Annotated in this window: 21 protein-coding genes; 3 read left to right on the plus strand and 18 right to left on the minus strand. The window is 64.5% G+C overall.

Annotated elements, in window-relative coordinates:
• The first annotated feature begins 80 nt into the window (after positions 1 to 80).
• Complete coding sequence (locus tag ACTZWT_RS02965) at positions 81 to 965, plus strand: cobalamin B12-binding domain-containing protein (RefSeq protein ID WP_444768219.1); 885 nt, start codon at positions 81 to 83, stop codon at positions 963 to 965.
• A gap of 65 nt (positions 966 to 1,030) precedes the next feature.
• Positions 1,031 to 1,726, plus strand: a complete 696-nt coding sequence (locus ACTZWT_RS02970) for a biliverdin-producing heme oxygenase (RefSeq protein ID WP_444768220.1) — start codon at positions 1,031 to 1,033, stop codon at positions 1,724 to 1,726.
• Between the two features lie 9 nt (positions 1,727 to 1,735).
• On the opposite strand, the gene ACTZWT_RS02975 is transcribed toward ACTZWT_RS02970, so the two are convergent.
• Positions 1,736 to 3,934 carry a GAF domain-containing protein gene (locus ACTZWT_RS02975; RefSeq protein WP_444768221.1) on the minus strand — a complete coding sequence of 733 codons (2,199 nt, stop codon included), beginning with the start codon at positions 3,932 to 3,934 and terminating at the stop codon, positions 1,736 to 1,738.
• Positions 3,935 to 5,296 (minus strand): transcriptional regulator PpsR, encoded by a 1,362-nt coding sequence (gene ppsR / locus ACTZWT_RS02980; protein WP_444768222.1) that lies wholly within the window; start codon positions 5,294 to 5,296, stop codon positions 3,935 to 3,937.
• A 315-nt stretch (positions 5,297 to 5,611) separates the two neighbouring features.
• Between ppsR (ACTZWT_RS02980) and ACTZWT_RS02985 the strand changes: the two genes are divergently transcribed.
• A complete protein-coding gene (locus tag ACTZWT_RS02985; RefSeq protein WP_444768223.1) occupies positions 5,612 to 6,031 on the plus strand; it encodes a c-type cytochrome in 420 nt (139 codons plus the stop codon).
• 126 nt (positions 6,032 to 6,157) lie between these two features.
• Here the strand turns inward: ACTZWT_RS02985 and ACTZWT_RS02990 are convergent, their stop codons facing one another.
• The 16 genes from ACTZWT_RS02990 to ACTZWT_RS03065 form a co-directional block, all read right to left on the minus strand.
• Positions 6,158 to 6,433 carry a hypothetical protein gene (locus ACTZWT_RS02990; protein WP_444768224.1) on the minus strand — a complete coding sequence of 92 codons (276 nt, stop codon included), beginning with the start codon at positions 6,431 to 6,433 and terminating at the stop codon, positions 6,158 to 6,160.
• 41 nt (positions 6,434 to 6,474) lie between these two features.
• Positions 6,475 to 6,942, minus strand: coding sequence for a TspO/MBR family protein (locus ACTZWT_RS02995; RefSeq protein WP_444768225.1), 468 nt, complete (start codon positions 6,940 to 6,942; stop codon positions 6,475 to 6,477).
• Positions 6,943 to 6,960: 18 nt separating this feature from the next.
• The gene (locus ACTZWT_RS03000; protein WP_444768226.1) at positions 6,961 to 8,163 is read right to left on the minus strand and encodes a geranylgeranyl diphosphate reductase; all 1,203 of its coding nucleotides are present in this window, start codon (positions 8,161 to 8,163) and stop codon (positions 6,961 to 6,963) included.
• A 1-nt stretch (position 8,164) separates the two neighbouring features.
• A complete protein-coding gene (locus ACTZWT_RS03005) occupies positions 8,165 to 9,508 on the minus strand; it encodes a BCD family MFS transporter (protein ID WP_444768458.1) in 1,344 nt (447 codons plus the stop codon).
• Positions 9,509 to 9,510: 2 nt separating this feature from the next.
• Positions 9,511 to 10,404 carry a chlorophyll synthase ChlG gene (gene chlG / locus ACTZWT_RS03010; protein ID WP_444768227.1) on the minus strand — a complete coding sequence of 298 codons (894 nt, stop codon included), beginning with the start codon at positions 10,402 to 10,404 and terminating at the stop codon, positions 9,511 to 9,513.
• Between the two features lie 30 nt (positions 10,405 to 10,434).
• Positions 10,435 to 11,868, minus strand: a complete 1,434-nt coding sequence (gene ppsR / locus ACTZWT_RS03015) for a transcriptional regulator PpsR (RefSeq protein ID WP_444768228.1) — start codon at positions 11,866 to 11,868, stop codon at positions 10,435 to 10,437.
• Positions 11,869 to 12,172: 304 nt separating this feature from the next.
• On the minus strand, positions 12,173 to 13,096 hold the full coding sequence (gene pufM / locus ACTZWT_RS03020; RefSeq protein WP_444768229.1) for a photosynthetic reaction center subunit M: 924 nt from the start codon (positions 13,094 to 13,096) through the stop codon (positions 12,173 to 12,175).
• 27 nt (positions 13,097 to 13,123) lie between these two features.
• Positions 13,124 to 13,957, minus strand: coding sequence for a photosynthetic reaction center subunit L (gene pufL / locus ACTZWT_RS03025; protein ID WP_444768230.1), 834 nt, complete (start codon positions 13,955 to 13,957; stop codon positions 13,124 to 13,126).
• A 131-nt stretch (positions 13,958 to 14,088) separates the two neighbouring features.
• Complete coding sequence (gene pufA, locus ACTZWT_RS03030; RefSeq protein WP_444768231.1) at positions 14,089 to 14,268, minus strand: light-harvesting antenna LH1, alpha subunit; 180 nt, start codon at positions 14,266 to 14,268, stop codon at positions 14,089 to 14,091.
• Positions 14,269 to 14,280: 12 nt separating this feature from the next.
• Positions 14,281 to 14,484, minus strand: a complete 204-nt coding sequence (gene pufB / locus ACTZWT_RS03035; protein ID WP_444768232.1) for a light-harvesting antenna LH1, beta subunit — start codon at positions 14,482 to 14,484, stop codon at positions 14,281 to 14,283.
• A 154-nt stretch (positions 14,485 to 14,638) separates the two neighbouring features.
• Positions 14,639 to 14,863: a hypothetical protein gene (locus tag ACTZWT_RS03040; RefSeq protein ID WP_444768233.1), complete on the minus strand. Its 225-nt coding sequence runs from the start codon at positions 14,861 to 14,863 to the stop codon at positions 14,639 to 14,641.
• 77 nt (positions 14,864 to 14,940) lie between these two features.
• Positions 14,941 to 16,392: a chlorophyllide a reductase subunit Z gene (gene bchZ, locus ACTZWT_RS03045; RefSeq protein ID WP_444768234.1), complete on the minus strand. Its 1,452-nt coding sequence runs from the start codon at positions 16,390 to 16,392 to the stop codon at positions 14,941 to 14,943.
• Positions 16,392 to 18,014, minus strand: coding sequence for a chlorophyllide a reductase subunit Y (gene bchY, locus ACTZWT_RS03050; protein ID WP_444768235.1), 1,623 nt, complete (start codon positions 18,012 to 18,014; stop codon positions 16,392 to 16,394). Before bchY ends, bchZ begins: the two co-directional genes overlap by 1 nt.
• Before the next feature lie 25 nt (positions 18,015 to 18,039).
• Positions 18,040 to 19,038, minus strand: a complete 999-nt coding sequence (locus ACTZWT_RS03055) for a chlorophyllide a reductase iron protein subunit X (protein ID WP_444768236.1) — start codon at positions 19,036 to 19,038, stop codon at positions 18,040 to 18,042.
• Positions 19,038 to 19,976 carry a chlorophyll synthesis pathway protein BchC gene (gene bchC / locus ACTZWT_RS03060; protein WP_444768237.1) on the minus strand — a complete coding sequence of 313 codons (939 nt, stop codon included), beginning with the start codon at positions 19,974 to 19,976 and terminating at the stop codon, positions 19,038 to 19,040. Before bchC ends, ACTZWT_RS03055 begins: the two co-directional genes overlap by 1 nt.
• A gap of 68 nt (positions 19,977 to 20,044) precedes the next feature.
• Complete coding sequence (locus ACTZWT_RS03065) at positions 20,045 to 21,187, minus strand: methyltransferase (RefSeq protein ID WP_444768238.1); 1,143 nt, start codon at positions 21,185 to 21,187, stop codon at positions 20,045 to 20,047.
• Between the last annotated feature and the right edge of the window lies 1 nt (position 21,188).

Genomic DNA, 21,188 nt, shown 5'->3' on the forward strand with positions numbered 1-21,188 from the left:
GACTGTCAACCAAACCATACGTAAATTAAACTTGACGGTCAGAAGGCCGTTCGGGTTATCTGGTTAGGAGGGAGTACCCAATGACCGACCGGAACGAGCTTTCGCTTCCGCACGACCCCGACGCCGACCGGACCCAAATACCCTCAGGGTCCCTGGTGTTTTCGCCTCCCGAGCCGATCTGGCGATACAGGTCGCCGATCACCGGCAAAGGTCTCGTTCGATCGTTACGTACCCAGATCCTTCCCCAGGTCGGCTTCGCCCTACGCTCCATGTCCTTCCCGAATATTCCCGTCCAGGCCGATTCAGCGGCGCCGTTTGAAGTGCAACAGTTCACGCTTCTGGTGCTCGGCCTCGACGAGAGCGCGGCCTTCGCCTATGTCGAATGTCTTATCGCGCGAGGGGCCTCCACTGATTTGATCTTCCTCAACCTGCTGGCGCCCGCGGCGCGACGGCTGGGTGAGATGTGGGAGGACGACACAACTGATTTCGCCAACGTCACGCTCGGCGTCAGTCGCCTGCAGCGTATCCTTCGCCAGATCGGCGAGAACTACGCCCCGAACGAGGGCATTCAGCGCAGCGGTGCTGTGCTGCTGACCACCCTCCCCGGCGAACAACACAGCTTCGGACTCGCGATGGTCGCGGAGTTTTTCCGGAACGACGGCTGGGATATCTGCACCGGCCCGTTTGCCACGCATCGTGAGATGTCGGCGCTGGTCGCAGAGCGCTGGTTCGACGTGATCGGCTTCTCGGTGACGAGCGATCGTCGGCTGGACGAGCTGAAGCGCAATATCATCGACATTCGACGCGATTCCCGCAACCGCCGGATCGGCGTCATCGTCGGCGGACCGATGCTGGTGAGTCGGCCGGAACTGGTGGGATCGCTCGGGGCCGACAGCATGGCGATCGACGGCGCGGGCGCGCCGCTGCTCGCGCGGGAATTGGTGATCGTCCTGAACGGCGCTTGATTCTGCCCCGCAGTCGCGACCCGGCTTCCGCTCTGCTATAAGGCGGCGTCAAGCCGGGAGCCGAAATGGTCACAGTCACCGCGGACAACCGCGCGCCGAGCGTCGTCACCGCCCTTTATGTTCGCACCAAAGCTCTACACCTCGAGGCCGAACGGACCGGCGTCGTGGCCGAAATCTTGCGCGGAGCCGCGAGCCGCGAAGCCTATGTATTGCTGATGCGCAATCTGCATCCGGCGTATCGCGCGATCGAGGACGGGCTCGAGCGCCATCGCAACAGCCCGATCCTCGCTCCGCTGGCAAGCTGGCGTCTGGCCCGGACGGCCGCAATCGCAGCGGATCTTGCCGCTCTGGCCGGCCCGGACTGGGCGCAGCAATGGCCGCTGCTGCCGGAGGGTAACGCCTATGCCAATACGGTCGCGCTTGCGGCCGAGGGCGACGGCAGTCGACTGATCGCGCACGCCTACACACGCTATCTCGGCGACCTCAATGGCGGCCTGATCGTGCGCCGCCTTCTCGAAAAATCGCTGGGGCTCGGCGCGTCCGAACTCTCCCATTACGATTTCTCGGCAATTGCGGAGCCTGCGGTGCTGAAGTCGGACTATCGCCAGGCGCTGGAACGGGCCGGCGCAGGGGCCTCCGATTCCGACGCAATCGTAACAGAGGGGGCGGTCGCCTTCGAATGCAACATCGCGCTGTCTGTCGCAGTCCAGCGGCATCTCGCCGTGAGCCCGGCGCCATCGCAGGAGCATCGAACCGAATGATTCCGGCGCCTACTTCTTCCTGGTCAGATTCCTGGGCGTGCTGTCGTCCCCGCCGGTGCGGGACGCATGCAGCATCAGATACTCGAGCACTTCCGCGGTGCGTAATGTCGAATCGCGAACGCCTTCGAGCATTTCGGCGATCCGCCCGGTCTCGACGCCATAGGTGATTTCCAGCGCCGCGAGTTGGGCGTTCTCGACCAGCGACGACAGCAGGTTCTGATAGACAAGGTCGGATTTCGAATCCAGCCGCATGCTGCCGACGCGACTGCTCTTGATGATGCCTTCCTGGAAGCGGCTACGCGCCGCCTCCGCAGCGCGCCGGTCGGTGTTGTCGGTGAAGATCAGCACGAAGCCGAGCGCACGATCGCGCGACGGGACCACCGGATCGGCCCGCACCATCAGCGGTCGCGATTCGTTTCCCGCACCGCGCAACAGCAATTCGCCCCGCCAGCCACGGCGGCGACTGATCAGTTCGCCGACATTGCGCATGAAATCGTAGGGTTCGACGAAAGCAGAAGCCAGATCGTCGAGCCGATGGACCGGCGCATGCGCTTGCGGCAGCATCGACGTGAAAGCGTCGTTCATCAGAAGGATCTTGCCTTCGATGTCGGCGATCACGACCGGATGATCGGAGGTCAGCACCTGACGGGAGAACTGGTCGAGCTGCTCCTGCGCGATCAGCGTTCGCACGGCGCGAAACTGCAGGACGATGTCGGCGACCGACTGGCCGATCGTCCGCGCTGCTGCGAGGTCGGCGGGCGTCCACGGATCGGACGTCCCCTCGACCACCTGATTCCATTTGGCGAACGAGCGCCGCGGCGACAGATCGGCCGGGGTGTCGCCGATCACGAAAGGCTTTTTCGGATCGCCGCCCCAGGTGACCGTGCGCACGCGCTCCGGCCGGAACCAGATCAGGAATTCACCCGGATGATTGGAGATCGGCGCAGCGGCGACGCCGCTCGCCACGCGCGTCAGCGGAGCGAATTCCGCCGCGTCGAGGCCGAGCGACGACGTCGCAATCACCGACGCGCGCGGCTGGCGGCTGAGCCAGGCGGCAATACCCCTGATATCCTGGGTGCCCGGCACCTCGCCGATCGTGGTCACCTGCCCTTCATACACCAGGGCGCCACCGACTGCGCCGACGGGCGGAAGGATCGACTGCGTGGTGTCGAAGATCGCCGCGCGCCAGTCGCCCTCGCGCGAGATCGCCTCGATCATGCGCTGTTCGAGCCGCTGCACGAACAATTCGGACTGGCTCTGCGCGAAGCTCTCCAGCGCGGTGATACGCGTGGCGACCGCTTCGGCGAGCAACTCGCAGACGGCGCGCAGTTCGAAATGGATGAAGCGCGGCTGATAGTGATGACAGGCGACCAGGCCCCACAGCTTGCCGCCCACCACCAGCGAGACCACCAGCGTGGCGCGGACGCCCATGTTCTTCAGATATTGCAGATGGATCGGCGACATCGAGCGGAGGAAGCAGCTCGACATATCGAGGTCGCGCCCGGTGAGCGGCGACAGCCGCGGCTGCAACGGCACCGGCTCGTAGCCGACGTCGACCAGCACGCGCACGCGAATCCGCTCGTACAGGCGTCGCGCCATCTGAGGGATGTCCGAGGACGGGTAGCGGTTGCTGAGATAGGATTCGAGCCCCGGGACGTGGCGCTCGGAGAACACCTCGCCATGACCTTCCTCGTCGAAGCGATACACCATCACCCGATCGTAGCCGGTGCGATTCTGAAACAGCAGCGCGGCTTCCTCGCACAGCGCGCGGACCGAATTCGCGGTTCGGATCTTGTCGAGCGCGCGCCCGACCATCAGTGGCAGATCGACCGGCGGACCGGCGCGTTCCAGTTCGACGATCAGGCCTCCCTCCGCCGGCCGATGGATCAGGCCGTCGAAATCCGCACCCGGATTACCGATCCGGCAGCGTACAGCGATCGGCGTTCCTTCGGAGGTCGGATCGAGATGCGGCAGGATGCGCATCAGCAGATCGCCTTCGAGCTCGGCGAGCGGCAGGCCGAGCACCTGCCTCACATTGAGGAATTCGGTGGCGTTGGCGCTGGCTTGAACAATGCGGTGATCCGGCTCGCTGATCACCAGCAGAGCGCCGTGGGGCTGAATCGAACCCGCAAGATGGATCTGCTCCTGCTCGCAATTCGAAAGGTCGGCGGTTCCGAATGCGGGGGAGATTGTCGCTTCAGCCGTCACTCAGTCCTCAGCGTCTTGGGAGACTGCACCCTTGTCGTCGAGCCCGTAACGCGCGAGCTTGGCATAGAGACTCTGTCGGCTCAAGCCCAGCAATTCCGCAGTCGCCGTGCGGTTGCCCTTGGTTAGTTCCAGAGCTTCCTTGACGTAATGACGTTCGACGATACCGACCGTATTCTTGACAAGCTTTCGTAGCGACGAGCGGCCGAGTTGCTTGCTGATCGGACCCAGCGCGGAGCGCAACGCGTCGCTTTCACCGCCGCCGAGACGGCGCGAAACATTGCGGATCAAGACGCCCACATAGTTGTGGTCGTCGCCGTCGACCGCCGAAATCTCGACCTCGGTCTCGCTGCCGAGTTCGCCGCGGATGGTGGTCTGGAACAGCCGCACAGTTTTGTAGCGCTGCAGATGCGACAGCAGCGCGGCGAGATCGGCGCCGGGCTGGTTGAGCCAGCGCCCGAGCGATTCGCCGATCGCCGATCCCTTGGAGCCGATCTGCACAATATCCAGAAAGGCCTGATTGGCGTGGCGGATCACGCCAGCGGCGTCGAGCGCGACGAAGCCGTCCGGCACGCGGTCGATCAGCGTCTTGAGGACAGTCGGCTCGGCGCGTTCGTCGTCACGCAGCGTCGTGGCGACCGGGGAGAATTGCAGCAGGAACACCTGGCCCTGCTCCGACGAAACCAGCGACCCGCGCAGCATCCAGGGGCGTGCATCGCGGCCGACATGCACGAGGATGCTCAGCGCCTTGCCGCGGTCGCGGACCCGAGCAAGCATCTCGCGCACCGCATCGCGATCGATCTGCAGGATTTCGTTCAGAATCTCGCGGCCGGTGACATCATCGTTGTCCCGGTCGGCGCCGCTGAGAGCCTGCACCGCGGCCCGGTTGGCCTCGACGATGCGCAGATCGCTCGCCGAGACGATCATCACCGCCTCCGTCGCAGCATCGAACACGAGCCGGTAGCGCGTCTCCATTTCCCGCAGCCGCCAGTAATCGCGCTCGATCGTTTGCTGCGCCGCAATCAGCCGCGCATGCAGTTCGGTGACCGCCTGCAGGTTCTTGCCCACTGCGAGCAGCCCGGTACGATCACCGAGCAGCATGGTGGTGAACTCGATCGGAAGCTCGGCTCCCGAAGGAAACCTCTGATTGACCTGCCGAAACGCAGAAATGCCGCTGGTCCTGGCGTCCTCGACCATGCGCCGGACCTTGTCGCCACCGTCATCGCCGGCGATATCGGTCCAGGCCCGGCCGAGCCATGCCTGCACGCTCTCCCCGGCGAGAGCCGGCGAAACGGAAGCGTCGCGTATCACGCCATCCATATCCAGCAGGAGGGTAATGTCGGGTTGGACGGGCTTTGCAGACATCGATCCACTCGCAAGCGGCGGTCCGGCGTCACCGAGACGCAGTCGAACGGTCACGCCCTTAAGCAATTATGCAGACGGCGTGCCATTGACAAGTGAAAGCGGCAACCAACCGTCAAGAATTCCGTCGAATTGCCTATTCCGCAATAAAATTACGCAAATTCAAGGCGGTAACCGGCGAAAACTCTGTACGGAGAGCCACACCCATTGTCAGAATTGCTTTACAGGCCACTTTAGAACGGGTTTGGATAGGGTTGTTGTCCGGTCCGTAGAGGGCCTGATTCCGTTGGGCGTAACGACGAGATCTAGGAGAGAGACGTGGTCCGAAAACTTCTCGCAATTGTCACCATCACCGCTGCCGCAGGATCTCTGTCGACAGGTACCGCCTCGGCGCAGGACGCCGCCAAGGGCGAAGCCGTGTTCAAGCAGTGCATGACCTGCCATCGCGCCGACAAGAACATGGTCGGCCCGGCACTTGGGGGCGTCGTCGGCCGCAAGGCGGGCACCGCAGCCGGCTTCACCTACTCGCCTCTGAACCACAATTCCGGCGAGGCCGGTCTGGTCTGGACCCAGGAGAACATCATCGCCTACCTCCCGGATCCGAACGCCTATCTGAAAAAGTTCCTGACCGACAAGGGCCAGGCCGACAAGGCCACCGGTTCGACCAAGATGACTTTCAAGCTGGCCAACGAGCAACAGCGCAAGGACGTCGCTGCATATCTTGCCACGCTCAAGTAAGCCGGACCGTTCTCTCTGAACTGAATGTTGCTGACGCGAAAGCTCTGGTTCTGATCCTCAGAACCGGAGCTTTTGCTTTTCAGCCCCTGTACCGCCACCGTTCAGGGGGCCCCGCGCCGAAGACGTTCAGTTCCGCCAGCGTCGGAGGACGTCGATCAGGTGGGCCAATCCCGCCGCCATCAGGCAAAGCGTCGGCACAAACCACCCAGCACCTGTGAGCACGGCGCGTAGCGCCAGCAGCATCAGAGCGCCCGAGAACATACCGGGCAGGAAATCGGCCGGCGCGATGCCTCGCTTCTTCCACAGCCAATAGCCGACGACAGCGAAGGCCTCGAGAGCCAGCACGATCAGCACGGCATCGACGATGACGCCGCTCGCGAACAAATCCGACATCATCGACATGGTGGATACCGGCAAACCAGAGCCATCGGGCAATCCGGCGATTACGAAAACGGCGTGTTGAGCTGCACAACGGTCCAGTTCAGATACGCAGCGAAGCTGACCCAGAGCAGATACGGCACCAGATAATAGCTCGCGATCCGGGCGCTGCGCCAGAACACCACGATTCCGACCAGCACCGACAGCCAGAGCAGCGGCACTTCGAGCAACGCCCAGTCCGGCCGCTGCACGGTGAAGAACAGCATGCTCCACAACAGGTTGAAGAAACCGTTGGCGGCGAAGATGCCGACCACCCATTCGCGCTGCGCCCTGGTGCGGGCGCCGCGCCAGGCGTGGATCGCGGACATCGCGGCCAGTGCGAAGATCACCGTCCATGCCGGCCCGAATGCCCAGTCCGGCGGCTGCCACCACGGCTTGATCAGGCTCTGATACCAGACGCCGGTGTCAGTCAGGGATCCGCCGAGCAGTCCGACGAGGATCGCGACGGCAAAGGCAACGAAAATCGGATTCAAGTCGAACCTGCAGGATGATTAGACCGAGGCCAGACCGGTCATGTGAGCCAGATTCTTGAAGAAGATCCGGACATGGGCAATCGGCTTGGCGCGGACCAGTTTCTTGTTCATGTAGGCGTCCCAGGTCAACTTCTGGACGTCGTGATCGCGGCAGATACTGACGAATTGCTCGCGGCGCTTGTCGCTGGCGTACCAGTACCATTGCATCAGGCCGAGGATGCGGAACACCGAGCCGTTCGCGCGCATGAAGCGCTTGCGCGCCAGCTTCAGCGCTTTGGCGTCGGCGGTCTCGAGGAATTCGCCAACCGCCTCCGCGGCGAGACGACCGCCGACCAGTGCGTAGTAAATCCCCTCGCCGGAAGCCGGCGCGACCACGCCGGCGGCATCGCCGGCGAGCAGCACGCTGTGGCCGTCGTCCCAGCGCGGCAGCGGATGCAGCGGAATCGGAGCGCCTTCCTTGCGGATTGTCTCGACCTCGTCGAGCCCGGTCGCCTTGCGCAGTTCGGCGACCGAATCGCGCAGCGAGAAGCCCTTGTGCATCGAGCCGGTACCGACGCTGACGGTGTCGCCATGCGGGAAAACCCAGCCGTAGAAGTCCGGCGACACCTTGCCCTGATAGTAGACGTCGCAGCGCCGGCTCTCGTAAGCGGCCTGGCCCGGCTGCGGCGCCTTGATGATCTCATGATAGGCGAACACGAACGGCGCTCGGTCGGCATCCGGCAGGAACTGCCGCGCCACCGCCGACACCGCGCCGTCGGCACCGATGATCGCCCGCGCCCGCACGGTCTGCTCCTGCATGGTGCCGTCGGGCTGGCGCTCCTCGTAGTGCACGATGTTGACGCCGCTCTCGTCGCGGGTGAAGTGCCGGAACAGACCGGTGCGACGCTCGGCGCCGACGCTTGCGGCGCGCTGGCGCAGCCATTCGTCGAAATGCTCGCGATCGACCATGCCGACGAAACCGCCGTCGATCGGCATGTCGACCTCCACGTCGGTCGGCGATATCATCCGCGCGGCGTTGATCTTGGCGACCAGCATGCCGTCGGGGATCGCGAAATCGCGGATCGCCCGCGGCGGAATTGCGCCGCCGCAAGGCTTGATGCGGCCGGCGCGATCGAGCAGCACGACGCGCTTGCCGGCCCGTGCGAGATCGCAGGCCGCAGTGGCGCCGGACGGACCGCCGCCGACAATGACAACGTCGTAGATCGCGGAATTCTCATTCATCTCAACCTCCCGCAACGGCAGCATTGGACAGATCGACGACTTGGCCCCCACTCTTGGCGGAGCGGATCTGGGCGCGATGCACCCACACCGCCATCGCCGCAGAGGCAATGAACAGCCCGGCTTCGGCAGCGAACACCGAAGCATAAGACAGCGCCGGCGACGTCAGGATGAAGCGTGCAACGTCGCTCGCCAGCGTGCCGATGAATCCACCGATGCCGAAGGCGATCGCCTGCGCCGCGCCCCACAGACCCATGCGGACGCCTTCGCGCTTTTCGCCACCGGCGGTGACCAGTTCCATCATCGAGCCGATCGCGGCGACGGCGTAGGCGCCGTTGGTGACGCCGAGCAGGAACACGGTCTCGCGCAGCGGCCACGACGGCCCGACCATTGCGGCGGTCGACAGGCCCAGCAAGGCGATCGCCGAGGCGATGCAGCCGCCGACGGTCCAGACCTGGAGATTGCCGCGTGTGCGGGGCAGCAACGCGCCGATCAGCGGCACCAGCGCCATGCCGATCAAAGTGCCGCCGTGCTGCACGCTCGACAGCTTGGTGGTCTCGCCCGGCGTAAAGCCGAACACCGCCCCGGCGAACGGCTCCAGGATCAGGTCCTGCGCGCTGTAGGCGAGCATCGACACGAACACGAAGATCGCGAACCGTCGCGCCTGCGGCTCGGCCCAGACTTCCTTGAACGCGGCACGGAACGAGCCCTTGTCGGCGGCCTGCTTTGCCACCGCCGCGGCAGTGGCGGCCTTGCCTTCAATGCCCCAGACGCCGACCACAGTGAGCAGCATCGCGATCACCGACACGCCGCCCGACACCGCGACCAGACGCGCCGGCGAGAACGGATCGAGCAGATGGCCGGCGAAGCCGGTGGTGACGATGAAGCCTGCGATCATCATCACCCAGACGATGGTCGCGGCCGCCGCGCGCCGGCGCTCGTCGGTGCGCTTGGCGAGCAGCACCAGCAGCGAAGTGCCGGCGGCGCCGACACCGCCGCCGATCAGGCAGAACGCGACGATCGCGAGGGCCACGCCGAACAGCGGCTGGGTGCTCATCCAGGCGGTGGCGACCGCTGCAAGGAAGCCGCCGAGCGCGAGCACCGCCATGCCGCCGATGATCCACGGCGTCCGCCGCGCGCCGCGGTCGGAGCCGTGGCCCCAGGCCGGGCGGAATACCTGCAGCGCGTAGTGGATCGCGACCAGCGCGCCGGGCAGCATCGCCGGCAGCGCCAGTTCGACCACCATCACGCGGTTCAGGGTCGACGTGGTCAGCACGACGATGGCGCCGAGGCCGGTCTGCACCAGACCCATCCGCACAATGCCGAGCCAGGACAGCGGTCGCATCATGGTCATGCCCCTCCGATGGATGACAGCGCGAAGGCGCTGATCAACATGCCGAGCACATAGCTCGAGACGCCCGTGCCATTATACCATGGCGCGCGCTCGCGCGGGGCCTTCAACATGTGCGCCATGAAGCCGAGTTGCAGCACAAGCAGCGCGGAGACGGCGATCGCGAAATACGGCCGGTCCCAGGCGAACAGCAGCGATACGACGACGAGTTGCGGAACCGCCATCACCACGCAGGCAAGCCGGGCCGCATTCTCGGCGCCGAGCAGCACCGGCAGCGAATTGACGCCCATTTTCTTGTCGCCGTCGATCGCCTTGAAGTCGTTGAGCGTCATGATGCCGTGAGCGCCGAGACCGTACAGCAACGCGACGACGATGACGCGCCAGTCCGGGATCGCGGCCGACATCACGGCGGCGCCGGTGAACCAGGGCAGGCTCTCGTAAGCGAGGCCGCAGGCGGCATTGCCGAGCCAGCCGTTCTGCTTCAGCCGGATCGGCGGCATGCTGTAGGCCCAGGCCATCACCAGGCCGAGCGCCGCGGCGACGAACACCCACGGCCCGAGTGCGGCGGCCAGCAACATCGAGAGCACCGACCAGCAGATCGCGATATACAGACCCCAATTGCCGGGAATCCGGCCCGACGGGATCGGCCGGTTGGGTTCGTTGATGGCGTCGACGTGGCGATCGTACCAGTCGTTCACCGCCTGGCTCATGCCGCACAGCATCGGGCCGGCGAGCAAAATGCCGGCCATCACCAGCGGCCATCGCTCAGACAACGGCGCGCCGGACGATACCACGCCGCAGCCGAACGCCCACATTGGCGGGAACCAGGTGATCGGCTTGAGCAGCTCGAGCACATCGGCCGGAGCGGGGCGCGCGACCACTGCGTTGCTCATCGGCTCACTCATGATCGTTGCTCGTGGTTGCTATTCATCGGCGGCCTCTCCTTCGGGCGCATGTTCCGCGAGGCCGTAGCGGCGCAGTTTCACATACAGGCTTTGGCGGCTGAGGCCGAGCATGTCGGCCGCCGACGCCCGATTGTCGCCGGTCAGCTCGAGTGCCGCCTCGATCGACAGCTTTTCGATCACATCCGTGGTTTCGCGCACCAGATCGCGCAGCGGCACCCGGCCGATCAACTCGGTGAGCTGCGCCACCGAGCGCGGCAGTTCGCGCTTCGAGTTCGGCGACGCCGGCAGCCGCTTCTCGACGTTGCGGATCGCGAAGCCGAAGCACGGCTTGTCCTCGATGTCGTTCAGCGCGACCGCCGAAACCTCGACTTCGGCGGCGGCGCCGTATTCGCCGCGCAGCACCGTCGCGAACAGCTTGATCGTGCCGCTCTGCCGCAGATTGGCCAGCGCCACGCTGAGATCGACGCCGGTGCGGCCGAGCCACCGATCGAGCAATTGGCCGCGCGCCTGTTCGGCGCTACCGAGTTGCGCCATTTCCAGGAAGGCGAGATTGGCCCGCACCAGGCGACCGTCGAACTGGGTAATAGCGAGCGCGTCGGCGGCGGATTCGAAGTATTTCAGCAGGAGCGACGCATTCCTGGCCGCACCGCTTTCCGGCATCGCCGATTGCGAGGTCAGGCGGACCAGAAACAGCGAAGCGTTCTCCTGCCTGAACAGCGACGCCGACAAGTCACATTCACGGCCGCTGCTGGCCAGCCGCACCTTCGCCCGGCCGTCGCGGCCGGTGGAGCGAACCTCGCCGAACAGTTTCAGCACGCTCTGCTGGTCGGCGCTCCCGAAATGAGCGGCGACGGCAGAATTCAGCGCCTGCGCCGCGGTCATGTCGAACAGCGCCAGCGTCGCAGGGTTGGCGTCGACAATGAGCTCGGTGGTCGCATCGACGATCATGACGGCTTCCGAAGAGACCTGAAACAGCAGCCGATACCGTGTTTCGGCGTGTCGCAGTCGGATGTAGTCCCGCTCCATCGACTGCTGCGCGTTGATTAGACGCTGCTGCATCATCGCGAGTTGACGCAGATCACGGCCGACCACCAGCAGGCGGTCGTCGCGACCGAAATTTACGGCGGAGTACAGCACCGGGACGTCGTCGCCGCCCGGCGAGGGATGATTGACCTGACGCCAGGTCGAAGCGTCACGCACGGTGGCGTCGAGCAGTAATTCGCGAATTTTGGGCTGGGTGTCCGAGGTCACGATGTCGACCAGCCTGGATCCGAGCCAACGGCCCTGACCGTCCAGTTCCAGCGCCAACTCGTCCTTGTTGAACGCCACATCCCGGATCACGCCCTGCGCGTCGACCACCAGCGCGACGTCGGTCGCAGCGGCGATCAGTTTCGCGGCAGACTGGGCACCGAGATCCCCCAGCGACTCCTTCGGAGATTTGAACACTTGCACCAGGGCAAATATCCTCCTGCAATAACCCGTCCCCCACTCCGGCGTCCGCGTCCAATCAAGTCGGGTCTTCTGACTGATCCGGAGCCCTCTGGGTGGTTCCGATTCGTTGTCGACGAGCTTGTTGTTGGCCTGACAGGCGCGGGTGGGAAGGGTTTCCCTTACCGCACATCGTTGCAAACGTCATTACCGGCAGGAAAAACTTCTCTCGGGTGACACCTGTTGGGGGGCGGAAAAGTAGCAGCGCACGCCTGATCGGATTTTTGCAATCAGGCGTGCGCGATTTGTCGTCTCGATGTCGGGTCGCTTAGCGCGGCGGAGCGAGGCCGTGCTTCACACCCCAGTCGAACCAGTTGTCGACCACCGGACCGGTGAGGATGATGCCGATCGCGCCCGTCAACGGGGTGAGCACGGCAAACCACCAGGCCCAGCGATGGATCGATTCGGCCGTCGCATTGAAGCCCATCGTCCAGCGCCAGAACAGGGCAGCGCGCTCAAGTGCGGTACCGCGGTCCAGCATCTGCTCGATTTCGCGCTCGCCGCCGTAGCGGCTCACGGCCAGAATGGTCGCACCATGCATAGCGAACAGCAGGGCCGAGCCATACAGGAAAGCGATCGAGAGGCAGTGGAAGGGGTTGTAGTAAAGGTTGCCGTACTTGATCGAGAAGTTGTTGGTCCAGTCGAGGTGCGGGAAGACGCCGAACGGCGGAGCTTCACTCCAGGAGCCCATCAGCAGCGGCTGAATGAAGCCGATGGCGAGGTACAGCAGGATCGCCGAAGCGAACGCCCACGACACATGCGTGCCCATGCCCAGTGCCCGTGCGCGGCGATAGGTGCGAACCCACCACAGCGAGATGGACACCGTCAGGAAGAAGCCGGCCATCAGCCACCAGCCACCTTCCTTGAGCGGCGGGATCGACAGACCGTATTCCGGCTTCGGCGGCTCGAGCGCGAGCCAGCAGAACTGGCGCAGGAACTCGATCGGACTCCAGTTCACCGACGCCAGCATGTTGAGGCCGATGATCTCGATCGCGACGAAGCCGCACAGGACCGAGCAGATCCCGGTGAACCCGAGATAGATCGGGCCCACCTGCGCATCGCCGAGCTTACCAAGCCAGTAGTTGAAGGTGGTCTTGGTCTCGCGGGGGGAGCTGCCGGGTCTTAGCGGCACCCCCGCATAGGCAGGTCCTTCAACCTGGACCTGTGTGAAGATGTTCTGATATTGGGCCATGACAAGACTCTCTTGTGACCGGTTGAATTACGAATTCCAGATCGGCAGGGTGCGCCACCAGTTCCACCAATCCGGCCACGAACCACCTTCGGCGAGCACCGGGCCGCTGATGATCATGCAGACCGCGCTGAAGAACACAGCCGCCAGCGCCAGGAAGAGGCCGAGGCGGTGAATGCCGATGGTACCGATCGAATAGCCGACGAGGTCGCGGAAGATGGTGTTCTCGTGCTCGGGCGACTTGACGGGCTCGCCACGGTCCGGATTCAGGGCCGACAGAACAAGGCCGCCATGCAGCGCCAGCGCCAGACATGTCGTGAAGAAGAAGGTGATCGCGATCATGTGTGCGGGATTGTAGTGGAACTGGCCGTAGGCGTAGCCCGTGTTCGACACCCAATCGAGATGCGTGAAGATGCCGTAGGGAAAGCCGTAGCTCCAGGAGCCCATCAGAACCGGGCGGATCACCACAAGAGAGAGATATGCAAAGATCGCGAAGCTGAAAGCGAACGGCACATGATAGCCGATGCCGAGCTTGCGGCAGATTTCAACTTCACGCAGGGCCCACGCGACGAACGCGCCGGTTGCGAAGATCGTGACCCATTGCCAGATGCCGCCTTCAGTGAGCGGCGCAAAGCCGAGGCCGTATTTGGCATCCGGCGGGTTGACGCTGATCTGCCAAAGAACCCAGGTCGGGCCCATCGCAGTATTCCAGATGATCAACGCGGTCCCCATGAGCGCGCAGAAAACCGTCGCGACACCGAAGAACCCGACATAGAACGGGCCAACCCAAAAATCGAACAGGTCGCCCCCGATTAGCGTTCCGCCACGAACGCGGTATTTTTTCTCAAAGCTGAGCATTGCCATCGATCGTTCCTCCGCGAGCGCGCCAGGGATAATCCATCGTAGTGATCCAGTTCAAATAGCTTCCCGGAAGCGGACGAGCCCGGCAGTTCGCTCCGTTTCCCGTCCGTTCCGGTAAGCAGTTCATCACGCCGTTAGACGGGCATGCTGGTGTAGGTCTGAGAGATCTCAGCCGTCTTCTTCGGGCCGTCCAGCCAGTTGAACCGGTCGGTGCTCAGCAGGATGAAGTGGATGATGATGCCCAGGCCGAACAGGAACACGAACAGCAGGACCAGCGCGCGACGCGGATCAAAAAGAAGCCAAATTCGCCACATAGTAGTCTCCCCTTAGCACAGATACGAAGCGAGTTGCTGGACGCTATCGAGCGCAGTCTTGTAGCCGCCCACCGGGGCGAGCCACGGACGCCACATCCAGGCGAGGATGTGAGCGACAACAGCGACCACAATGAAGAGGAAGAAGCTGGTCACGAAGATCGAGTGGAATTCCTTGGCTTCCGCTTCGGAAAGTCCCGAGATGGAACCGTCACTCATTTGGTACACCTCCTAGTGATGGCCTTATCGGCCGACACGCCGCCCAAAATCGCGGGCGGCCAACGATTGCCGTATCGTTTCCGAAACGACAGCGAGTTACCGTTTCGTTTCCGAGACGGCAGTGTTCCGTCCGGCAAGCCGGACGAAATTCGAATTACATTCCCATGAACGACGAGGTGACCATCACACTCGCGGCGCTGTGGGCTTCACCGAAAACCGATTCATGCTGTCCCGACTTCCTGCGCCACGGCATCGCGCGCGTCACAATCGCGCGGATCAGAAACAAGACGTAGCAGCCGCCGAACATCAGCCGGCATTCGATCGCGGCGTTATCCTGGAGCAACCTCGAGCGACTGCCGGTGTGGACGTAGTCGGACATCGTTCATCTCCTCAGTCTTGGATTGCGCATATTTGGTCGCGACATTGTGATGCGCATTGTTCTAGCTCAAATCATCGTTACACAGTCTGGCCGTCCATCAGAGCAGCACGCGCTTTCGAGACGAATTCTTCGGTCACACGCTCTTGGCCGGCGCGGCGCGCGCTGTTCTCGGCGGCATCGCGCAAGCGCTTCGCCGCTGAGATTCGCACCAGCACCGGATGAGCTTCGAGAACCTCGTCGAGCAGCGCCTTGGCCTCGTCGCTCCAGAGCAGCTCTTCGTGACGGCGCGCCGGGGTCGGATCGACCCGATCGAGATCGCTGCCGAGCGGCAGGATGTTGAACAGCGCGTCGAACAGCGCGTTGCAGACTTCCTGCACCAGATAGGTCGCGCCGGAGTAGCCCATGAACGGCGTACCGAGGTGGCGGCGAATCACCGCTCCGGGGAAAGACGCCGGGATGTAGATCGCGCGCGAGCCGGATTCGGCCAGATACATTCTTTCGTTGTAGCTGCCGAACATGATCAGCGGCGGCGTCTGCCGAATCGCGGTGCGGACCGCGTCGTTGTCCGGCTTGACGCCGGCCCTGCGCGACACAGCGAAGGTGCAGGGCAGTCCCATCTCGGTTTCGAGAAAGTTCTGCACGCCGCGGGTGTAAGTATCGGTCGCGACGATCGCGAAGCTGGCGGTGCCGAAGAAATCCTGGGTCACCGAGCGCCAAAGGTCCCACAGCGGCTTGATCGTGGTGTTCTTTTCGCGCTCGATGAACGGCTCCGGATCGAGCCCGAGCAATTCGCCGAGCTTGCGCAGGAAGCGCGTGGTCGAATGCAGCCCGATCGGCGCCTGCAGATAGGGCCGCTCGAGCGCCTCGCACAACAGCCGGCCGAATTCGCGATACATACAGACGTTGACGTCGGCATTCACCAGTTTCGGAATGTCGGACAGGTGCGTTCCGAGCGGAAACACCATGTTGACGTCGGCGCCGATGCCTTCGATCAGGCGGCGGATTTCCGCGAGGTCGGACGGCATGTTGAAGGTGCCGTAGATCGGGCCGATGATGTTGACCCGCGGCTTGACGTCGGGCGACAGCGGCTTGCGCTCCGGAATTTTCTTCGGGCCGTATTCTTTCCACAGCCAGGAGATCGCGCGATCGGCGCTCTGCCACTGGTCCTCGTCGATCGTGCGCGGCAGGAAGCGCTTGATGCCGGTGCCTTCCGGCGTCACGCCGCCGCCTATCATCTCGGCGATCGAACCGGTCACAACCACCGCGGGCATGAACGGGTCGAGCGTGCGATGCGCGCGCTTCATGGCGCCTTCGGTGCCGAGCTTGCCGAGTTCGTCTTCACCGAGACCGGTGACGACGATCGGCAGTTCGTGCGGCGGCAGCGCGTCGGTGTAATGCAGCACCGAGGTCACCGGCAGGTTCTCGCAGCCGACCGGGCCGTCGATGATCACCTGCAGGCCCTTCACCGCGGTGAAGGCATAGACGGCGCCCCAATAGCCGCCGGCGCGATCATGATCGAGGACAAGCATCAGATCATCTCCTCCGCCTTGCGCTTCTTGGCTGCGGCCTCGATCTGCTTCCTGTATTTCTCGCGGAACGCGGGGTTGTCTTTCGGCGTGTCTTCCCAGACCCCCGCCGCATAGCCCTGCCCGACCTCGCCGAAGAATTCCTTCATCTCATCGAAGCGCGCCTGATTGGCGAGCGCGGCATTGACCACCTGCGCCAGCGAGCCGGCGCCGGCGACGCCGAACAGCGGCCGCGCCGAGATCAGGTTGGTGAAGTACAAGGCCGGGATCGCCATGGTCTTGGCCTTCTGCACCACCGGTGTGGTGCCGATCGCCAGATCCGGCTTGAATTCGTCGATCGCCGCATAGTCGTGCTGCAGCGACGCCCGGTACTGAACCCTGACGCCCTTGGCCTCGAGCCATTCGCGATCCGGCTCCGACCATTGCGTGCGCGGAGCTGCGGTGCCGACATAAGGCACCCGCGCGCCGCTCTCGATCAGCAGCCGCGCAACCAGCAGCTCGGAGCCCTCGTAGCCCGAGACGGTGATGCGCGCGTCGATCGGCTTGGCGGCCAGCGCCGCCTTGATGGCGGGCAGGAAGCGGTTCTTGGCGGCGTCGATCTTGGCGCGCTCGACGTTGCAGGCGGTGCCGATCGCTTCCAGCCAGGCCTCGGTGCCGTCGTGGCCGACCGGCGCGGAGCCCACGGTCTTGCGGCCGGCGAGATCGAACTGGCGGATGCAGGCGGTGTAGAACGGATGAATGGCGGCAACCACCTGGCAGTCCAGCGCGGCATACAGTTCACGCCATTCGCGGGTCGGCACCACCGGTCCGGCGGCAAGGCCGAGCGGCTCCAGCATCATGTTGATGCCGACCGGATCGGCTGGAAACATTTCGCCGAGCAGCGTCACCGTCGGCCGCTCGCTGCGGCCGCCGCGCGGCGCCTGCACAGGACCCTGCTCCGCTTCCTTGCGGGCGTATTCCAGCATCGCCGCGGACAACACATCCTTGGCTTCCGCGTGGGTCGGCACGCCGAAACCGGGAACGTCGATGCCGATGATGCGGACGCCGTTGATCTCGTTGGGCAGCAGATCGAGCGGCACGCCGGAGGCGGTCGGCACGCAGAGATTGGTGATGATGATGGTGTCGTAATGCTCGGGATCGGCGAGCTTGAACACGGCTTCGCGGATGTCCTCGAACAGCTTGCCGGTGACCAGCGTCTCGGAATTGAACGGCACGTAGCCGACGGTGCGGCGCGCGCCGTAGAAATGCGACGTGAAGGTCAGGCCGTAGACGCAGCAGGCCGAGCCGGACAGAATCGTCGCGGTGCGCCGCATCCGCAGGCCGACGCGCAGGCTGCCGAATGCCGGGCACATGCTCTGCGGCTGATCGTGCGGCCCCTTCGGATAGTCCTCGGCGTAGCGATCGAGAATCTCGCTCTTGCCCGCGGCTTCGGCCGCCGCCTTCATCTCGGCGGCGCCGGCATGGCAGCCGAGGCCGTCGGCCTTGGTCGCCGCCGCGTTGATCGCGGGCTTCGCCGCGTCGGCAACAGGGGCAGCGCCGGCAGCATCCGCTGCGACGTCGATATCAGCGGGATCGCTGACGATCGATTCTCCGATCGGACCGGAATAGCGGGGCATGACGTTCATGACGAACTCCCGAACACGCTGTGCCTCACACCGCGTCGTAGATCACTTCGAGCGACGGCTTGTTCAGCACCGAGGCGCCGCACATGTCTTCGATCGTGGCGGGCTGAAGCACGACGTCCCGACCGGTGATGTCGCTGGTGAACAGGCCGAGCAGACCATCCTGGCTGAGCGGGGTCGGACGAACCGGCGGCGCAGTCGCAACGTTGGCGGCCAGCGTCGCGAACAGCGAGCCCCACTCGCCATCGGGCTTGCCGATGATCTCGTAATTGGCGCTCTTCTTGCGGATGTCGTCGTCGGCCGGGATCGCCGACAGCACCGGAATGCCGGCCGCGTTGGCGAAGGCCTGGGCCTCGCCGGTGCCGTCATCCTTGTTGATCACCATGCCGGCGACGCCGACATTGCCACCGAGCTTGCGGAAATATTCCACCGCGGAGCAGACATTGTTGGCGACGTAGAGTGACTGCAGGTCGTTGGAGCCAACCACGATCACCTTCTGGCACATGTCGCGCGCGATCGGCAGGCCGAAGCCGCCGCACACCACGTCGCCAAGGAAGTCGAGCAGCACGTAGTCGAAGCCCCACTCGTGGAAGCCGAGCTTCTCGAGCAGCTCGAAGCCGTGGATGATTCCGCGACCGCCGCAGCCGCGCCCGACTTCCGGGCCGCCGAGCTCCATCGCAAACACGCCGTCTCGCTTGAAGCAGACGTCGCCGATCTTCACTTCCTCGCCGGCGAGCTTCTTTTTCGACGAGGTCTCGATGATGGTCGGGCAGGCCTTGCCGCCGAACAGCAGAGACGTGGTGTCGCTCTTCGGATCGCAGCCGATCAGCAACACTTTCTTGCCCTGCTGCGCCATCATGTAGGACAGGTTGGCGAGCGTGAAGCTCTTGCCGATGCCGCCCTTGCCGTAGATCGCGATGATCTGGGTTTCCTTGGTAACGGGAGTCGTCACCGGGGCGTCGGGCTCGATCGACGCCTCGGTCCGGAGTTGTGCGTCTTGCAGGTTGATCTGCGGAACGACGTTCATCAGCTCAATCTCCAGTTCAAAACCATCTTGAGGCAGGCGGGATCTTCGAAGGCGATGCGGTAGGCATCAGGCGCGGAAGCCGCTTCCTGATGGTGAGTAATCAGTCCGTCGAGCGAGAGCTTGCCGGAATCGATCAGCGCCTTGGTCGCGCCGATGTCCGCCGGTTGCCATTCTGCCGCGATCCGGATCCGGGCTTCGCGCATGAAAGCCGGGGGAAACGCGAACGACAGCGGCTCGCTATAAAAACCAGCGAGCACGATCTCGCCGGTCGGCGCGATGCGGCAGATCAAAGAATCGAGCAATTTGGGATCGCCGCTGACGTCGTAGATGCTCTTGTAGTCACGGCGCTGGTCGGTCTCGGGATCGATCACGTCGTAGCCTGAGGCACCGCCGCTGCGGATCGGGTTTTTCTCCCACACCACCGGCGGCGGGTTGCCGAGCGCGATCGAAATCCGCGCCAGCAGGCGTCCGAGCACGCCGTGACCGACGATGCAGTCCGGCGGCGCCGCGTTGCGCGCGGCGATCGCATGATAGGCGGTGGCAGCGAGCGCGATCAGGATACCGCGTTCGCCGAGCTGCTGATCCAGCGGCACGACGCGCTTGGCGGGGACGACCAGCCGCGAGGCCGAGGCCCCGAACAGGCCGCGGACTTCGCCGAAGCACTTGGCGCCGGGCACGAATACCATCTGGCCAGGCTGCAGATCAGTCGCCGATCCGGCCTCGACCACTTCGCCGACGGACTCGTAGCCGGGCACCAGCGGGTACCCCATTCCGGGGAACGACGGCATCCGGCCGGACCACAACAGCCGCTCGGTACCGGTGCTGACACCGCTCCAGGCAACATCGACGACGACGTCTTCCGCGGTCGGGGCCGTGAGGGCCAGGCGACTGAGTTCGACGTGTTGTGGTTGCTTGAGTACGACCGCGATGGTGTCCATCGCTCACTCCAAATCTCGGCGACAGAGACCGGCCGCCGAGTGTCATGCTAAACTGACGGACGTCAGTGTCAAGCCAGATTAACACATTTGGGGGGCTTGATTGCGGTAATTACGGAAGCGACCATCGGCATTGGCACCGGATGGAGCTCGATGTGCCCGAATCCCGCCGCCTCCAGCATCGCCCGGAGCCGCTCGAAGGTCCTGGCTTTACCGGTGCCCATCGCCCTCAGATAAAACGCGAAATAGGCATCCGAGATCGATTCGGTGCCCGGGAGGCCGGCGATCGGTTCGGCGATCAGCAGTTTCCCCTGGTCCGGCAGTGCGCTGTGAACCGCGCGCAGCAGCGCGGCGACCACCTCGTCGTCGTGGTCGTGGATGACCCGGACGAGGGAGATGATATCAGCGCCCTCGGGCAGCGGATCGGTGCGGAAGCTGCCGCCGATCGCGGTCGCTCTTTCGGCCAGGCCGTTGGCTGCGAAGCGTTCGGCCGCCTTGGCGGCGACGGCGGGGAGATCGAACAGGATGCAGCGCAGCTCCGGGGTCTGCGCGGCGACTGCCGACAGGAACGATCCGTCGCCGCCGCCGACGTCGAGCAGGCAGCGATGAGCGCGAAAGGAGAAGACGTGAAGCACCTCGCGCGCGATCATCGGCTGCGACGCCGCCATCAGCCCGGTGTAGGAAGCGACCTGCTCCGCGCCGAGGTCAGCCGGCCGCTCGCCGCGGACATAGGCCCAGTAGGCGGCGAGTTCGCCGCCGCCGCGCGGGCCGCGCAGCAGAGCCACCGGATCGGCGAGGTCGCGATACAGCATCGCGTGATGCTCGACCATCGCCAGCACACCGCGGTTGCCGCACAGCTCGGCGCCGAGCTGGCCGAGGCCGAAGCGGCCGCCGCTGCGCGGCTGCACCAGCTTCAGCGCGATCGCGGCATCGAGCAGCATCTGCATCGATTCGCGCGGCAGTTCGCATCGCACCGACAAATCGTCGACGGTGGCGGGGCGTTCGGCGATCAGCTCGAACAGCCGCAACTGCACGCAGGCGAGCAGGATCTGGGAGTAGACGAAGCCGGCGACGAGGTCGAACATCGCGGCGGCGCGGCGGCGCGCGACAGGCCGCATCGGCGGAAACACCGCGGCAAAGCGTTGAAACCGCGGATTCGACAAGACTGAATCGCGCCAGCCGAGAAGCCGGTCGCGCAAACTGAAGGAGATCATC

Source organism: Rhodopseudomonas sp. NSM (assembly GCF_052445935.1).
Classification (GTDB): Bacteria; Pseudomonadota; Alphaproteobacteria; order Rhizobiales; family Xanthobacteraceae; genus Rhodopseudomonas.

Excerpts from the sequence above, each read along its gene's own strand:
- ACTZWT_RS02965 (WP_444768219.1), top strand. The coding sequence starts at position 81 with ATGACCGACCGGAACGAGCTTTCGCTTCCGCACGACCCCGACGCCGAC.
- ACTZWT_RS02970 (WP_444768220.1), top strand. The coding sequence starts at position 1,031 with ATGGTCACAGTCACCGCGGACAACCGCGCGCCGAGCGTCGTCACCGCC.
- ppsR (WP_444768222.1), bottom strand. The coding sequence starts at position 5,296 with ATGTCTGCAAAGCCCGTCCAACCCGACATTACCCTCCTGCTGGATATG.
- ACTZWT_RS02990 (WP_444768224.1), bottom strand. The coding sequence starts at position 6,433 with ATGTCGATGATGTCGGATTTGTTCGCGAGCGGCGTCATCGTCGATGCC.
- ACTZWT_RS03000 (WP_444768226.1), bottom strand. The coding sequence starts at position 8,163 with ATGAATGAGAATTCCGCGATCTACGACGTTGTCATTGTCGGCGGCGGT.
- ACTZWT_RS03005 (WP_444768458.1), bottom strand. The coding sequence starts at position 9,508 with ATGATGCGACCGCTGTCCTGGCTCGGCATTGTGCGGATGGGTCTGGTG.
- chlG (WP_444768227.1), bottom strand. The coding sequence starts at position 10,404 with ATGAGCAACGCAGTGGTCGCGCGCCCCGCTCCGGCCGATGTGCTCGAG.
- pufM (WP_444768229.1), bottom strand. The coding sequence starts at position 13,096 with ATGGCCCAATATCAGAACATCTTCACACAGGTCCAGGTTGAAGGACCT.
- pufL (WP_444768230.1), bottom strand. The coding sequence starts at position 13,957 with ATGGCAATGCTCAGCTTTGAGAAAAAATACCGCGTTCGTGGCGGAACG.
- pufA (WP_444768231.1), bottom strand. The coding sequence starts at position 14,268 with ATGTGGCGAATTTGGCTTCTTTTTGATCCGCGTCGCGCGCTGGTCCTG.
- pufB (WP_444768232.1), bottom strand. The coding sequence starts at position 14,484 with ATGAGTGACGGTTCCATCTCGGGACTTTCCGAAGCGGAAGCCAAGGAA.
- ACTZWT_RS03040 (WP_444768233.1), bottom strand. The coding sequence starts at position 14,863 with ATGTCCGACTACGTCCACACCGGCAGTCGCTCGAGGTTGCTCCAGGAT.
- bchZ (WP_444768234.1), bottom strand. The coding sequence starts at position 16,392 with ATGCTTGTCCTCGATCATGATCGCGCCGGCGGCTATTGGGGCGCCGTC.
- bchY (WP_444768235.1), bottom strand. The coding sequence starts at position 18,014 with ATGAACGTCATGCCCCGCTATTCCGGTCCGATCGGAGAATCGATCGTC.
- ACTZWT_RS03055 (WP_444768236.1), bottom strand. The coding sequence starts at position 19,038 with ATGAACGTCGTTCCGCAGATCAACCTGCAAGACGCACAACTCCGGACC.
- bchC (WP_444768237.1), bottom strand. The coding sequence starts at position 19,976 with ATGGACACCATCGCGGTCGTACTCAAGCAACCACAACACGTCGAACTC.
- ACTZWT_RS03065 (WP_444768238.1), bottom strand. The coding sequence starts at position 21,187 with ATGATCTCCTTCAGTTTGCGCGACCGGCTTCTCGGCTGGCGCGATTCA.